Below are 15,199 nucleotides of genomic sequence, written 5' to 3' on the forward strand. Positions count from 1 at the left end.
CAAATGACAAATGACAAATGACAAATGACAGACCAAAAGACGACTTATGACATGGGCAACTCAATCACAAACTCGGTTCCTTGCTCTAATGCGGAACTAAAATCCAGGGAACCTCCATGCTTTTCGACTACAATCTGACGCGCAATCGATAAGCCTAAACCCGTTCCTTTGCCCACGGGTTTGGTAGTAAAAAAATTATCAAATATGCAGTCTTTTACCTGACTTGGCATTCCTATTCCATTATCGCGAATCCGAATAATAACAGTTTCTTTATCGTACTGAATGTCGGTATCAATTTTAATTTGAGGCAGATAGTCTTTATTCAATTCCTCGGACTTCTTTGTCTGTAATTCATCTAATGCATCTATCGCATTAGCAATAAGATTCATAAAAACTTGGTTTAATTGCCCAGGATAACACTCAATAGGCGGTAATTCGCCGTAGTTTTTAATCACTTCGATTGCTGGACGTTTATCATTTGCCTTAAGGCGGTGCTTTAAAATTAATAGTGTACTCTCGATTCCATCATGGATGTTAAAGACTACCTTGGTATGAGCATCCAAACGAGAAAAGGTTCGCAAAGAGATACTTAACTGAAAGAGACGATCAACTCCTTTTTTCATTGAGGATAAAATACTGGGCAGATCTTCAATCAAATAATCAAGTTCAATATTTTGACTTTCTTGTTCGATTTCAGTTCCGGGATGGGGAAATTTGTCTTGATACAGACGCACCAGGGAAATCAGATCGTTCGTATAATCCTTGGCACAACTGAGATTTCCATTAATAAACCCTACAGGATTGTTAATTTCATGGGCTACGGCGGCTACCAGTTGACCCAGTGTTGCCATCTTTTCCACCTGTATAAGCTGAACTTGGGCTTGTTGTAAATCCTGTAAGGTTTGTTTTAATTGGGCGGTTCGTTCTTCAACTCGTTGCTCTAAATCCTGGGTAAGTTGACGAATCGTCAGTTGATGATCGACACGCGCCAAAACTTCTTCAAATTGAAAAGGTTTAGTAATATAGTCAGCCCCTCCCAAGGCAAAGGCTTTGACTTTATCAAAGACTTCATCTAAGGCGCTAATAAAAATTATCGGAATATCACGAGTGACGGGTGACGCTTTTAAGGCTGAGCAAACGTCATAGCCATTCATGTCGGGCATTTTAATGTCCAACAAAATCAGATCCGGGGCTACCGCTTTTGCTGCCGTTAATGCCATACCACCGTTGACTGTACTGCGAACTTCATACCCATATCGTGTCAGTGCGGCTTCCAACAGACGTAAGCTATCGGGTGTATCATCAACGATTAAAATAATTCCTTTTGCGGTTTTTGGCTGATAACTGTTCATAAGTAAGTCTGGCTGCCAAGGGGGAGGTGGGGTTGTAGAGACGTAGCGACGTCTGGGTAATGTAGAGACGTAGCATGCTACGTCTGGGTAATGTAGAGACGTAGCATGCTACGTCTGGAAGCTACGGGAGCAAAGGACGAATTACAAATGACGATCACAGTCGTTCACTTTAATGTTTCCCACCTACTTAGCCTTTTGCGCTATATCCATAATGACATCACAACGAAAATTATTAACTAAATTGGTTAATGCCTTAGCGAATAACCTCTGTTCTGGGGGAATTTGTTGGATAAGCTGAATAATCTGCTTGCTATTGAGCTGGATTGCGGCTTGGTGCAACTGGGCAATCCAATTCGTCGGCATCACCTTTAAATCCTCAGGGGTTAATATCGGTGTATCGGTATCGGATGGGGATGGGGTAGCATTTTCATAGCGATAACGGAGTCCTAAATGTTGTTCCATTTTCTCTAAAATGGTATCCGTTCGGAAGGGCTTGGCGACAAAATCATCACAACCTACCTCTAAAATAGTGGTGCGTTCTTCATCAAATGCGCTAGCGGTTAAGGCAACAATCACGGTTGTTTTTCCCCGATGATGAGATTTAATCATTTTGGTTACTTCATACCCATCCATTACAGGCATTCGCATATCCAGCCAAATCAAATCAGGATGCCATTTTTCCCAGATAGCGACAGCAACTTGACCATTCTCAGCTTCTCGCACATCTAATCCGAGGGATTCCAGAAACTTAACCAGAGCTTGGCGATTTGTCCATTGATCCTCAACCACTAAAATCCGATAGCTGGGTTGATCGGGGGCAATGCCAATAACCTGCTGACTTAAGGATGGGCGAGGAATTTGGTCTTGGGGAACAATGCCAATGGGGATATCAAATTTTACTATTGTACCTTGACCGGGAGTACTATCGATGGTGATATCGCCTCCCATCAACTGGACAAACCGACGACTAATGACTAAACCTAAACCTGTTCCCGAGTGCGATCGCTGACTGGTTTTGGTTTGTACAAAAGCCTGAAATAGGGTATATAGTTCATCAGAAGGAATGCCAACCCCTGTATCTTCAACTTCAAAAAACAGACGGGTTTGAGAATTTTGGTTGAGTGAGGGGATTACCGGATCAGAGAGTTCTCGCACCCGCAAAATTACCTGACCTTGTGAGGTAAATTTCACGGCATTGCCAACTAAATTAATCAGAATTTGCCGCAATTTACCCTCATCGGTTACCCCATAGTGCGGCACATTCGCGGTGCGATCAACTATCAGTTGTAGCCCTTTAGATTGAGCTTTCAGGCGCAACATATCGGCAATTGAATTAATCAAACTATAAAGATTAAAGCTATTTTCTGACAGTGAAATCCTACCTGCCTCAATTTTGGACATATTCAGGACATTATTAATCAAATCCAGCAAATGTTCACCGGAACGGGTAATAATGCCCACATAATTTAGCTGATCGGGCTTGAGAGACGCATCCCGTGCCATGAGTTGAGTAAAGCCCAAAATAGCATTGAGAGGAGTACGTAGTTCATGACTCATATTCGCCAAGAACTCACTTTTCCCTCGGTTTGCCGCTTCTGCAGCATCTAATGCCTGTTGCAAGGCGGCTTCGGTTTGCTTGCGCTGTTGGATATCTTCAACCACACCAATAATATAATTGGGAGCATCTGTCCACGTGCGTACCAAGGATACAGAAATATTCACCCATTGCCACTGACCCTCTTTACGAATAAAGCGTTTCTCTCGATAATAGGTCGATTTTTGACCGACCAATAACTGAGTTAAATCATTGAGTGCAGTTTCTCGATCATCCGGATGAGTCAGTTCTGAGAAACTGAGTTCTAATAATTCAGACGCCTCATATCCAACTAAATCACAAAATCGTTGATTGACTCGAATGAAATGTCCTGATGGTGTACCTAAAGCAATCCCTACAGCAGCTTGTTCAAAAATTGCCCGGAAGCGTTCTTCACTTTCCCGTAATGCGGCTTCAGCGTGGTGACGTTCAGTGACATCCCGTAAGCAAATCTCAAAAACTGACTCACCGTCCCATTCAGTTTCCACCACACTCATTTCAGCAAACCTGAGTTGTTCATTACCACCAATTAGTCCCAACTCTGCCGTTTGATTGACACTAATCGGCAGTCCAAAGTGATAATTGATTAACTGCTCCATTTCCTGATTTAATAGATTGGCAGCAGCAGGGTTAGCGAACCGAACTCGACCTTGTTGATCGACGATCATAAGCCCGTCGCAGGTGCTGGTAATGATTGTGTTGAGTCGGGTTTCACTATGGCGCAGTCGTTCTTCTGTTAATTTGCAATCCGTGATATCTCGTCCGACTGCCTGGAATTCCAGTAATCGACCTTGCTGATCAAAGATAGCCCGATTACTCCATTGTTGCCAACGGATTTTATCCCCTTCTAGAATGACCCGGTGTTCGACTGTATTGACGGGATTATCTGGAGTCAAGCTAGCGATACAGTTTTCGATTCTGATCTGATCGTCAGGATAAATCAGAGGAAAAAAATGATACCCGATGAGTTCTTCGGGAGTTTTGCTAAAATAGCGACAATAGACTTCGTTGACAAAGGTGAGTTTGCCATCAGCGCTGTACCGACAAATGAGTTCGCTTTGATCTTCAACAATAGAATGAGAAAATGATGTATTGTGTTGTAACAGTTGCTGTTGCTGTTCTACTGTTTTCTCCAGGTTTCGTGCATAGTTTTCCAGGGATTCGTAGGCTTGGGCATTTTTGAGGGCAGATCCAGCTTGGACACACAGGAGTTGGACAAGAGTTAGGCGATCGCACGTAAATACGCCTCTGGCTTGATTATTTTCTAGGTAAAGAATACCAATTCCCTGATTACCAACTGTTAATGGCGCACATAATACACTCAGTTGGGGAGGTGTTGATTGTTGGTTGTTGACCCTTTGCTGCCCTCGAGAGCATGGATTATAGGGGCGGGTTTCACTATTATCGTTTTTTCCCGCCCTGATGGTACTAAATCCGCCCTCTTCTCCCTCATCTCCCGGATTCAGTGCGATCGTTGACCATCGTTTAACATCTGTCGTATCATCTGAGACAATCAAAATATCTGGATGATGCCATACATATTCAACCAGCATCCGGGGAATCTCCGGGCTGGATTCGATGGGAGTCAGGGGCAAAATGCTTGGAGTCGTACCCCTTACCCCCCTAGCCGCTATGACTAAACCCTCCGGCTGAGGCAAAATCAGGGTAACACTTTGAGCATCTGTCGTCTCAAAGGCTATCTGGATTAAAGTTGAGAGCAATGGCTGTAGTCTAATTTCTCCAGAGATGGCTTGGCACAACTCAATCACCGTCACCATGGATAGACTATCGGAATTATCAATAAAACAAGAGACCAAGGTTCTAGGGTTAAATGTTTTGACATCAAAACGGACGAACAGAAGCAACTTAGCCTGCTGATCAGATGGTTATTTCTGAAGAAAAATTAATTTTGCTTGACTTTTTCCGTTTACTGTTTTACTCACAACAGACCCTTGGATGCTTCGCGATCGCGTCTTCTGTGAGCGTCGTTTGCTCCGGCTGATTAGCTTTTCTTTTCCCAAGATTAACTTGGCTTTATCGTCAGCTAAGCTTTTATAGCGTTCGTCCTCTAGTTTATACTAGATTTCCTTTAAGTGAAAACGGCTGTACGGGGGAAATCTTAGGTGGATCTAGGCTTGACATTTGACGGGGTGAAGTAGGGGCTTGGTAACCAAGCCTCTACTGAGAACGTTGTGCCAACTCTTCACCACTCACGGGAGAAATTTGCCAAATCATGATTTGCCGATCAAATCCACCCGTTGCTAGGAGTGTACCATCCCGGTTAAAGGCAACGGAATGCACCCAATCTTCATGGGCTGTCAGTAACGCTAACAGTTCACCGGTTCTTAAATTCCATAACCGCACCCCGTCACGGCTGGCACTTGCCAGGGTTTCACCATCGGGGTTAATCGCCACAGCCCAGACTCGCCCGGTATGTCCCGAAAGAGTTTGTGCTAATTGTCCAGTTCTGAGATTCCAGACTTTAATCGTGCGATCATAACTACCACTGACTAATGTTTGTCCATCGGGTGTAAACGCCAAGGCATTAACTGAACCACGATGGGCGCTAATCCGATTGAGTGACTGTCCTGTGTTTACATTCCAGAGTTTAATTGAACCAAACTTATGACCACTTGCCAGGATATCTCCATCTGGGTGAATCGCCAGTCCATAGGTCTGGTTATCGAAACGCACTAAGGTGTACATTCGACGTTGTTTGGTTAAATCCCATAGTCGAATTCCATCTAAAGCGCCTGTGACTAAGGTGCGACCATCTGGCGTAATTGCCAAGGATAAAACATTGCTGGTATGATCACGAAACTGATGGATATAGTCTCCGGTTCTCCAGTTCCAAAGATTAACCGCAGAATCTGTACCCGAACTGACCAAGGTTTCTCCATCGGGTGATAAGCCTAGGACAGATACTGAAGTTCGTTGCGCTCGCAGGCTGTCGATTTCTCGACCTGTTTTTAGCTGCCAGAATTTAATTTTGCCATCGTTACGACTACCGCCGCTAATTAGAATTGTTCCATCGAGGCTAAAGAACAACGAATCAACGGCTGTGTTATGACCTGTAAAGGTGTAAATTAGTCGCGGATTTCTCCAGGCTTCAGGAGAGGAGAAAGGTTGAGGTGGAGATAAATTATCGGGATTGAGTGGATTGGTTGGTGTAGGAGGCGGCGGTTGGGCAGGATTTTCCGGACGTGGTGGCGCAACGGGTACAGGTAAAGGCTGACTTATTGCCTTATGGCTTATAGTCGCCGAACTTATCATGACTCCGATTAAAATTAAAATTGCCCCTTTGTTATTGATCATTTGACAGGGAACAGGGAACAGGGAACAGGGAACAGGGAATTATCATAATTCATTGAATGTTTGGGCAGATCGTTTCAGCGACGCGATCGCAAGGCGGCTGCTCTTGCCATCCTGAGAGTAAGCCTAAAAGCTCTGACTGAAGTAGTTCTAGGGCTTGAATTTGCTGGTTAATTTCCTCGACTTTATGCAGCAAGTGTTGCTTCACTGCACCACAGGGTAATTCCCCGGAGTCGTGAACCTCAAGGATTTCGTGGATTTCACTCAGGCTAAGTCCGAGGGATTGCGATCGCTTGATAAAGGCTAACCGATTCAGGGTTTGTTCGGTAAACAGGCGATAACCTGATTCGGAACGGGTTGTCGTTGGCGTCAGTAAACCCACCTCTTCTTGACACTCCCCCGGTTGAAAACGCGGGGGATTCTTCGTTCATCCAATCACCAAGCGAGTATTGATTTTCATCAACACTGCTATAGGGCGAGTTGTCCCGAAGCGTTTATCCAGTATTCCTGGAATGTTCCCGTGTGCCCCACGGTACGAAGTGCTTCCTTGAGTATGTTTATTGCGGCATTCCAATCACGGTCTAAAACGCATCCACACTGACATTTGTGCGTCCGGGTTGAAAGCGTTTTCTTCACAAGACAACCGCAATTAGAACAATTTTGAGAGGTGTAGTGAGGTTTAACGGCAACTGTTGCTACACCAAAAACCTTACCAAAATACTCAAGCCAACGTCTAAACTCAGACCAAGCCGCATCACTAATAGATTTAGCCAGGTGATGATTTTTTACCATGTTCCGCACTTGCAAGTCTAGCCTTCGGCAAGCCGCTGGCGCGTCTACATAAGCTACCAAGTCGTTAGACCGGACTACGCACAATGCAATCTTTACCGCAAAGTCTTTACGCTGCCTACTGACTTTCAAGTGTTTCTTGGCTAACTTTTGTTTAGCCTTTTTGTAGTTATTAGATTGAGGTTGACCTTTCTTAAACCTTTTAGATACTCGCTTCTGAAGACGCTTAAGTTGTTTCTCCGATTTCTGAGGAAATCTTGGATTGTCAACTGTCTGTCCGTTAGAATCAGTATAGAAATGGTTCAACCCAACATCTAATCCTAGGGCAACTTCGCCAATTTTATACAATCGCTCTAATGTTGTTTTGCTCGTCATTCCCGCCAATCCGCCTCTGTCTTCTTTAGTTTCCCGAAAAATTATAGCGGTTGCCATAAAGGTTAAGACAGATTGAATGGTTCAAATGCCACGTACCAGTAAGAACCCTTCTGCCCTGGAGCCTTCTGCTATACACCCGACTTGCACCAAAAAAGCATCAGCGGTGGGGATGACGCTTGCTGGTACTGAGCATCGGTAAGGGTGGACGGGAAGGACTTGATGGCAGATAATGGGTTACGGGTTGTTCAGCTAGTTCTGTTTGGCGACGTTGGCTTTGCCACCAGCGTAAACCTACAGCTAACATGACCATCATTAACCCAAATGTTAGCAGTGACCAGCGTTCACCAACTCCGCCAATGACGGCATCGACAGCGCCGACAGTGACAATAAAGCTAGAAATCGGCTCTTTGCGGTAGGCTAACTTCCAGAATCGAGGTCCTAAGGCATTCATCACGGTTGGTTATTTATCTCTATTCCACGTAAGTACTTTATCTACTTCTAGGTTATCCGATCAATCGACGGATTAACCTCATCCATATTGACACTCCCCGTCCTATAAGTACGGGGATTCTTAGTTCCACGACACACCTTATAGCTATCTATCCTTGCGGCAATACTTAAACCAAATACCCGTAGAAAACCACCAAGTATTGAGCCTAACTTAGATAACCCCAGAGGGCTTGTCTCCCTAAGCGTAATGGTACTTTACCGAGAGTGTCTTATACTTCCGTTCTCTCTCTTTCCCTATGTTCCCGTATGCCCTACAGTACATTGTTCTAGTCTTGTGACTAACGCAAGTCGTGCACTTTTGGCGGTATCGGCACTCTTTTGAGTCCATGGGTTTTTTAAGAGGTTACTCGCGCCTCATGTACTAGCATCACTTTAGGTGATCAGCATTGATTGGCGATACTCACGAATTTTCGCCTGTGCTAGACTACCATCATACTGTAGCACAATAAATACTACAATGCCCAGGGAAAAGATACTAAGGGTAAGGCTTTCAGATAGAGAGCTTGAGACGCTTAAACAATATGCCAAGCAAACGGATAGGATGCTTTCAGAGGTGGTTCGAGATTGGATAAAGGACATAAAAAAGCCGTCCTAGAAGGACGGGGAACCTGATCCCGGTTTTCCGGTCAGAGTATTATTGCAAACCTAGCCACGTTAGCAGTCCCTGACCTGTAGCATATTCAATCGCCAAGGTCAAGACAAAGCCAATCATCGCGGCTCGACCATTCAAACGTTCAGCATATTCATTGAAACCGAACTTGGGTTCGGCGAGTTGGGGAGTGGTTGTGGGTTGGGGTTGTGTCATAGTTGCCAAGGATGGTGTAATGATTTAGTTATATTTCTTTACTAAGTTTAACATTTAAACAAGCAAGGACAGAATTTATACAGTTAAGTGATACCAAATTCAACAACAGTGTTGTGCGATCGCGCCAGGAGTATACGCTTAGTCCTTATGGCACAACGTCTGAAAACTGCATTACATAAAGGAAAACGATGGAAATCGGTGTACCCAAAGAGACAAAAGACCAAGAATTTCGAGTCGGCTTGAGTCCTAGTAGTGTTCGCGTCTTACAGGAAGCAGGACATCAGGTTTGGATTGAAACCCAGGCGGGAGCGGGTGCGGGCTTTACTGATCAAGACTATCAGCATAGTGGCGCTAAGATTGTCGCCACAGCAGCCGAGGCGTGGAATCGGGAACTGGTGGTTAAGGTGAAAGAACCGCTAACGTCGGAGTATCCCTATTTACAGAAAGAACAATTACTGTTTACCTACCTGCACTTGGCGGCGGATCGCCCGTTGACCGAGTGTTTAATCGATAGTGGTGTTTGTGCGATCGCCTATGAAACTGTGGAACTTCCTGATCGCCGTCTCCCATTGCTGACACCGATGAGCATTATTGCCGGTCGTCTTTCTGTCCAATTTGGCGCTCGATTTCTGGAACGCCAGCAAGGGGGACGCGGGGTGCTTTTAGGGGGTGTTCCTGGGGTGAGACGCGGTAAGGTGGTGATTCTTGGGGGTGGCGTTGTCGGCACAGAAGCGGCGAAGATTGCCGTAGGAATGGGCGCTCAAGTTCAGATTTTGGACATTAATGTTGAACGTCTAGCCTACTTAGAAACCCTGTTTGGTTCCAGAGTTGAACTCCTTTACAGTAATTCAGCCCAAATTGAAGCCGTCGTTCCCCAAGCCGATTTGCTGATTGGGGCGGTATTAGTTCCGGGGCGTCGAGCGCCAATTCTTGTCCCTCGTAGCTTGGTGCAACAAATGCATCCGGGTGCTGTAATTGTTGATGTGGCGGTGGATCAGGGAGGATGTATTGAAACCTTGAAATCTACCTCACACACGAATCCCACCTATATAGATGAAGGGGTTGTCCATTATGGTGTCCCCAATATGCCCGGTGCTGTACCTTGGAGTTCGACTCAAGCCCTCAATAATAGTACGTTACCCTATGTCCTCAAGTTAGCCAATGAAGGAATCAAGGCTGTCGGATCAGATTTGGCGTTAGCAAAGGGCGTGAATGTCCAGAATCATCAGTTGGTTCATTCGGCGGTGCGGGAGGTTTTTCCTGATTTAAGTAACGCGAAGGCATAAGCTGTTCGGCATATAAACCTTAATGTCAATAATGACTAATCCTTGTATGTAGGGCGAGCATCTTGCTCGCTACTAATACCCAATTTAAATGCATAACAGCTTACAGGGCGCAAAGTTTTGCGCCCATTAAACCTGTAAAGTCTATTCCGTATGATTTATCGCCATCGCTGTAACTGTTCCCAGGGGGCTTCTCTGGAGGGATTTAGGCAAGAGTTGGATTATCCATAAACTCTTATATCGATTTATTACTTTATTTTTCAATAAACAAATTTATGTATCATTGCTAGTCCACAAAAACCAGAAAGGAGTAAAGTTAAAAAGTGAAGCCATTAAGCTTCCCTGACAGATAACCGAGTCTAGTCTAGTGTAACTCCAATATAAGAACGATAACGAGATCAAAACATCTGTATACCCGAATATCTGTCTCGTCAACAAACAACAGCAACGATTAACTGTATTGTTCATATTTCCTCAAATAAAAGACAGGGAGCTATGCGACTGAAAGGTGTGAGGATGACCTAGGTAAGTCAGCGCAACTCTAAAACAAATTGTGTCCCCAGAGGAAATTACTGGCATAAATGTAAACGTTGCTGTTGTTTTTCAATAGACAAAATCTTTCCGGGTTGGCGTCTACCCGTAATAAACCTTCTGCCCTCTGCTTTTTGCTACAATTAACGACACCCTAAACTATCCCGCGTTGAAACGCCGGTGACGGGATTAACGCCATCTGCCCGTTGACACATTAACGATATTTGATAGGTGTCAAGGATTACACCGGAAAAATCCGCCCCTGTAATCGTTGTATCAAAAAAGCGGCTACGACTGGCAATAGCATTAGTAAAAATAGCATTGGTTAAATTAGCGCCGTCAAAGACAACTCGATCGGCTAAAGTCTCGGACAGGTTAGCTCCGGTTAAATCCGCCTCAAAAAACGCCGCTTTGGTGAGAATTGATCCTTGAAGAGAAGCTCCTCGAAAAGAGGCACCGCGTAGATCTGCACCTGCAAACGAGGTTCCCTCTAAATTTTGATGGGAAAAATCTCGATAGTGTAATTTAGTAAGCGTATAGTTGACGCTATTCTCCTGTGCGATCGCGCTAGGCAAATCTACAATCCACGCGAAAAGTGCAATCAATAATCCTATGCCAATGGCTAAACGTTTCCCAGCTTTTTTACTGGGGCGGTTTTCGGTTCCTTTTTGGCTCGCATTAGTCATCGTTTCTTCTTCACATTAAAACTGATGGGGTCTAACTTACCTATTTTGCCGCAAGCTGGGATTTGTCATTCGTCATTCGTCATTCGTCATTTGTTTCCCCATCTCCCCCTGCTCCCCCATCTCCCCCTGCTCCCCCTGCTCCCCCTGCTCCCCCTGCTCCCCCTGCACTTTACCTCTCATCCGTTAAACTGCTTTTTGTTACGATACATTAATGAGTCAATAGTCGCCCTATTTTACCAAACAACTCATGCTCACTGAACTTTTGCCCTTTCAATTCGAGTTAAATACGACAGCGATCGCGGGTGCATCGTTGTGGGCGCTAGCGCTGTACTGGGGCTTCTCGACGCTAAGCCACTGGATCATGGAACAACTGAATCGCTGGTTTAACTTTGCCGAGCGATCGCTCTACACTTCCATGAAGGAATATGAACGCACTCGTCGGGGAAGAGAAGCTCAAAATGCTTTCTATGCTTCCCTGTTCAGCATTGTGCCATTTTTAGTCGTTGGCGCTGGCTGCAACTGGGGTGTGGAAATCACTCTGGGTTCAAGTTGGGCAATTAGTATGGGGCTTCTGGCTTGTATCAGTGGTGCTGTTTATGAATTAGGGCGTCGTGATAGTCAGTCAAATTAGTTATTTGTTCCTTATCCTTCCTCAGAACCAGAATCTTCCATGTTAACCAGCGCATTGTGGATTTTATTGATGGGCTTTTTTGGGGGGCAAATTGCCCGTCGTTTAGGTGCGCCACCGTTGATCGGTATGATTTTGGTGGGAATTATCCTCGGATCACAAGTTGGCAATGTGATCAGTTCAGATGTGCTGGAAGCGGCGGATAGTTTGCGAACGGTTGCCGTGATGGTTATCTTGATGAAAGCGGGACTAGGGCTGGATCGGGAAAAGCTGCTTTCTCAGGGAAGTGTAGCGCTGCGGCTAGGCTTTTTGCCTGCGGGGTTTGAAGCAATTGCGATCGCGTTAGCCGCTATCTGGATTTTTCACTTTGACGTTCCCACGGGATTACTCTTAGGTTGCATCATTGGCGCAGAATCTCCGGCGGTAATTGTTCCAGGAATGCTGCGGCTAAAACGTTTGGGTTGGGGAGTGACGAAGGGAATTCCCGATGCCATTCTCACGGGGAGTGCCTTATCCGATGTTCTATTATTACTTTTATTCAGTTTACTGTTAAGTTTTTTAGGTCAGGGCGGAATTGAAACCATCACCCTTCCTGGAGGATTTACACTTTCGGCGTTGCAATTACTACCGTTGCAAGTATTCATTGAAATCGGACTGGGTATCTTGATTGGCTACGTGGCGGCTCGTTTAATCGTCTCGCTGCTAACGGAACAAAATTGGACCCAAAATACGGTTCAAGATGTTTTAATTGCCGCTGGAATTGCGTTGTTATTGGTGATTGTAGAAAAAATACTGCCCTACTCTGGCTACTTAGCCGCGATGGGAATGGGGTTCTTTTTGATTGAATTGGATGCACCGTTGGCTCGACGCCTACGCGGTGGATTTGATAGCCTTTGGGTTGTGGCGGAGATTGTTTTATTTGTTTTATTGGGCGCTAGCGTTCAACTGCAAGTATTAGGGAATACAATTTTACCAGGACTTTTAGTGTTAGCTATTGGCTTGTTTGTCGGTCGTCCCGTGGGTTGGTATCTCTCGACAGTGGGAAGTAATTGGACGGGGCGAGAACGGCTATTTTTGCTGCCGGGAAATATGGCAAAAGCAACGGTTCAAGCGGCAATTGGTGCGATTCCCTTAGCCAGGGGGATTGAAGGGGGAGAAATTATTTTAGCCATTGCAGCGCTTTCCATTTTGACCACGGCACCCATTGGTGCTTGGGCGATTCCTACGTTTGCGCCAAAATTATTGGAACGGGGAGAAGTTGACCCGACGAAAGTAACGGTAGTGACTCATACCGTGTTGTTAGCGGCGGTGGATACCTCTCCCTTAGCGACAGAGGTTTTAAGGAAAGTAGCCAGTATTGCTCGACGCACAGATGGTGAAGTGATTGTATTATATGTGATCAATAGTGATGAGATAGAGGACGTAGAAACGCTGCGCGATCGCACTCAACGATTCCTTAGTGATATTCGCTATAAATTTATCACGAGCAAGGGTTCCATTCCAGAAGAAATTGTTCGGGTGGCGCAAGAATATCAAGTGGCAGATATTGTCATGGGCAAACGGGGACATCAACCTTGGCAACAAGTGCGAGTCGGTTCCGTATCACAAGCCGTTCTAGAAATAAGTTCTATGCCGGTTATCTTAGTGGAAGATCCGCAAAACGAATTGGCGGTAAAAAGTGCAATTTTTGATAATTAGGTTGGTGAAAATAAACTTAACTAGATTAAGTGTTATCAACACGCATCAAACCCTTACAAATGACAAATGACGAATGACGAATGACGAATGACAAATGACGAATGACCTACTTAACCATCTGAACCTCAACCATCCTACCGTGGGGTTCCTGAGAAAGCCGGAATTGTATTCCCTCTTTTAATTCAATCGCCTGTCCCGCTTGTCCCGGTTGAGGACTCGGTGCAACTTGGTTCCCACTAGGAGATGTAAGGGATACTAGATTTTGGTTGATCAGCAGCCATTTTCCTTCAAAGAAGACACAATAAGCTTGAGGCGTTTTATCAGCTTCTTCACCAGGAAAAATATTATCAAAGGCGTGCCATTTAAACAAAGTCAGATTATGGTAAACTACAAGCTGACCATCAAGTGTCCACTGACCGGGACGCCGTTCTGAACGCAGCCGTAAAATTGGTAGAGTTCCTTTGGGTTTTGAGCCACAAAATGGACAGTTTAAATGAGCTGGGTCATGTAAAATAGACCAATGACTGGGACAATATTTGTTTTTACAGGGGAACAGCAGATCCCAGGTTTTGACTAGTCCACGTTCCCATTCAATCGCAGCGGGGCGCTCATTGGGTGAATGTAAACCTTGAACAAACGCTCTCTGAAACAAATCGCTTAAATGGGGTCCCAGGGCGGTAAATGATAGCTGTAAATCATTTGGTCGATTAGACATATCCGTGGGATGTTCAATAAATAAAGCCTTGGAACCCATCTCCAGACGTTCCTGTTCCTCCGCAGACGCCGCCGGATAGGTTTTCGGACCTTCCAGGGGATGCCTACCTAGTAAATACTGGTACAGTAAGACAGCAAGGGCATGTTGGTCAGTACGAGCAGAGGGATGTTGGCGGTTGGCATCATCAAGGGGTAAATGAAGCGTCGATAAAACTTCTGGGGCGATATATCCCCTGGTTCCCAACACATCGGGCGGAAATAAACCAGGAACCACCAATGAGTCAATATCAATCACCACACATTGTCCCGATGTCGGATCAATCAACACATTTTTATTCGACAAATCAGAATGTGCTAATCCCGCTTGATGTAAGCGCCTCACCGCCCTAGCTAGGCGAATACAGGTTTGAAAATAATTAATCCAAGAACCGCGTTCTGTTTCTGGTAACATTTGCCGCAGTTTGGGGCGAACAAACCAAGTGCTTTCTTTTTCTTTACCCGCTAAATTTCCGGTAGCAAAGAAATAGTTTTGCGGATACGTTGGCGCGATGAACCCTAACTGAGGCTGCACCACAATCCCCGTGGGCCAACAAAAGAGCTGTTGGAAATAATCGCCATTTTGAGCAATAGTTGGATTATAACTATCTAAAATCTTCTCTAACCGAGCCATCCGATTCGGATCTGAACTCGCGCTTTGGTCTTTATAAAAACAAATAACCGAGGATTTATCGGCAGTAAAATAGACGTGTTTCATCACCCCTTCACCAATGGGATCAGGGATATACAGCGCTTTGCGCTATATCATAGTACAATTGATGAACAGAGATTAAGGCGTTGGATAGCCAATGAAAGCATATTCAGTAGATTTCAGAGAAAAAATAGTCAAAGCTCATTTAGTAGAAAAAAGCTCAATTAGACATGT

General features: G+C 45.0%; 12 protein-coding genes and 1 pseudogene. 4 read left to right on the plus strand and 9 right to left on the minus strand.

Annotation, left to right across the window (positions count from 1 at the left end; translation table 11 throughout):
* Window positions 1–44 precede the first annotated feature (44 nt).
* The 7 genes and pseudogenes from RIG27_RS20110 to RIG27_RS20140 all read right to left on the minus strand — a co-directional run bounded on the left by RIG27_RS20110 (window position 45) and on the right by RIG27_RS20140 (window position 8,737).
* Window positions 45–1,352: a sensor histidine kinase gene (locus RIG27_RS20110; RefSeq protein WP_446348071.1), complete on the minus strand. Its 1,308-nt coding sequence runs from the start codon at window positions 1,350–1,352 to the stop codon at window positions 45–47.
* A 183-nt stretch (window positions 1,353–1,535) separates the two neighbouring features.
* A complete protein-coding gene (locus RIG27_RS20115; protein ID WP_446348073.1) occupies window positions 1,536–4,763 on the minus strand; it encodes a PAS domain S-box protein in 3,228 nt (1,075 codons plus the stop codon).
* A 361-nt stretch (window positions 4,764–5,124) separates the two neighbouring features.
* The gene (locus tag RIG27_RS20120; RefSeq protein WP_446348075.1) at window positions 5,125–6,261 is read right to left on the minus strand and encodes a WD40 repeat domain-containing protein; all 1,137 of its coding nucleotides are present in this window, start codon (window positions 6,259–6,261) and stop codon (window positions 5,125–5,127) included.
* A gap of 49 nt (window positions 6,262–6,310) precedes the next feature.
* A complete protein-coding gene (locus tag RIG27_RS20125; RefSeq protein WP_446348077.1) occupies window positions 6,311–6,640 on the minus strand; it encodes a MerR family DNA-binding protein in 330 nt (109 codons plus the stop codon).
* An 86-nt stretch (window positions 6,641–6,726) separates the two neighbouring features.
* Window positions 6,727–7,371: pseudogene (locus RIG27_RS20130) on the minus strand (RNA-guided endonuclease InsQ/TnpB family protein); the annotation flags it as partial.
* A gap of 208 nt (window positions 7,372–7,579) precedes the next feature.
* Window positions 7,580–7,873 (minus strand): hypothetical protein, encoded by a 294-nt coding sequence (locus tag RIG27_RS20135; protein ID WP_446348079.1) that lies wholly within the window; start codon window positions 7,871–7,873, stop codon window positions 7,580–7,582.
* Window positions 7,874–8,566: 693 nt separating this feature from the next.
* Window positions 8,567–8,737 (minus strand): hypothetical protein, encoded by a 171-nt coding sequence (locus RIG27_RS20140; protein ID WP_006101587.1) that lies wholly within the window; start codon window positions 8,735–8,737, stop codon window positions 8,567–8,569.
* 188 nt (window positions 8,738–8,925) lie between these two features.
* On the opposite strand from RIG27_RS20140, the gene ald reads away from it, so the two are divergent.
* Complete coding sequence (gene ald / locus RIG27_RS20145) at window positions 8,926–10,023, plus strand: alanine dehydrogenase (RefSeq protein ID WP_446348081.1); 1,098 nt, start codon at window positions 8,926–8,928, stop codon at window positions 10,021–10,023.
* Window positions 10,024–10,694: 671 nt separating this feature from the next.
* Here ald and RIG27_RS20150 read toward each other — a convergent pair.
* Window positions 10,695–11,237, minus strand: a complete 543-nt coding sequence (locus RIG27_RS20150; protein ID WP_446348083.1) for a pentapeptide repeat-containing protein — start codon at window positions 11,235–11,237, stop codon at window positions 10,695–10,697.
* A gap of 24 nt (window positions 11,238–11,261) precedes the next feature.
* Here RIG27_RS20150 and RIG27_RS20155 point away from each other — a divergent pair, with 24 nt between their 5' ends.
* Genes RIG27_RS20155 through RIG27_RS20165 form a run of 3 tightly spaced genes read left to right on the plus strand, consistent with a single transcriptional unit; the run spans window position 11,262 to window position 13,563 of the window.
* Window positions 11,262–11,495 carry a hypothetical protein gene (locus RIG27_RS20155; RefSeq protein WP_446348085.1) on the plus strand — a complete coding sequence of 78 codons (234 nt, stop codon included), beginning with the start codon at window positions 11,262–11,264 and terminating at the stop codon, window positions 11,493–11,495.
* The gene (locus tag RIG27_RS20160) at window positions 11,485–11,868 is read left to right on the plus strand and encodes a hypothetical protein (protein ID WP_446347968.1); all 384 of its coding nucleotides are present in this window, start codon (window positions 11,485–11,487) and stop codon (window positions 11,866–11,868) included. The genes RIG27_RS20155 and RIG27_RS20160 overlap by 11 nt, the downstream gene beginning before the upstream one ends.
* Window positions 11,869–11,907: 39 nt before the next feature.
* Entirely contained in the window at window positions 11,908–13,563 is a 1,656-nt protein-coding gene (locus RIG27_RS20165; protein WP_446348087.1) for a cation:proton antiporter, read from the plus strand.
* A 106-nt stretch (window positions 13,564–13,669) separates the two neighbouring features.
* Here RIG27_RS20165 and RIG27_RS20170 read toward each other — a convergent pair whose 3' ends face one another.
* Window positions 13,670–15,031, minus strand: coding sequence for a protein kinase domain-containing protein (locus RIG27_RS20170; protein ID WP_446348089.1), 1,362 nt, complete (start codon window positions 15,029–15,031; stop codon window positions 13,670–13,672).
* Between the last annotated feature and the right edge of the window lie 168 nt (window positions 15,032–15,199).

The sequence above is a fragment of the Coleofasciculus sp. F4-SAH-05 genome (genome assembly GCF_040222985.1).
GTDB lineage: Bacteria > Cyanobacteriota > Cyanobacteriia > Cyanobacteriales > Coleofasciculaceae > Coleofasciculus > Coleofasciculus chthonoplastes.

What these genes read in the sequence shown, in the direction of transcription:
- RIG27_RS20165 (WP_446348087.1), top strand. Translation starts at nt 11,908, where the DNA reads ATGTTAACCAGCGCATTGTGGATTTTATTGATGGGCTTTTTTGGGGGG.
- RIG27_RS20110 (WP_446348071.1), bottom strand. Translation starts at nt 1,352, where the DNA reads ATGAACAGTTATCAGCCAAAAACCGCAAAAGGAATTATTTTAATCGTT.
- RIG27_RS20150 (WP_446348083.1), bottom strand. Translation starts at nt 11,237, where the DNA reads ATGACTAATGCGAGCCAAAAAGGAACCGAAAACCGCCCCAGTAAAAAA.
- RIG27_RS20155 (WP_446348085.1), top strand. Translation starts at nt 11,262, where the DNA reads ATGGGGTCTAACTTACCTATTTTGCCGCAAGCTGGGATTTGTCATTCG.
- ald (WP_446348081.1), top strand. Translation starts at nt 8,926, where the DNA reads ATGGAAATCGGTGTACCCAAAGAGACAAAAGACCAAGAATTTCGAGTC.
- RIG27_RS20170 (WP_446348089.1), bottom strand. Translation starts at nt 15,031, where the DNA reads ATGAAACACGTCTATTTTACTGCCGATAAATCCTCGGTTATTTGTTTT.
- RIG27_RS20135 (WP_446348079.1), bottom strand. Translation starts at nt 7,873, where the DNA reads ATGAATGCCTTAGGACCTCGATTCTGGAAGTTAGCCTACCGCAAAGAG.
- RIG27_RS20140 (WP_006101587.1), bottom strand. Translation starts at nt 8,737, where the DNA reads ATGACACAACCCCAACCCACAACCACTCCCCAACTCGCCGAACCCAAG.
- RIG27_RS20160 (WP_446347968.1), top strand. Translation starts at nt 11,485, where the DNA reads ATGCTCACTGAACTTTTGCCCTTTCAATTCGAGTTAAATACGACAGCG.
- RIG27_RS20120 (WP_446348075.1), bottom strand. Translation starts at nt 6,261, where the DNA reads ATGATCAATAACAAAGGGGCAATTTTAATTTTAATCGGAGTCATGATA.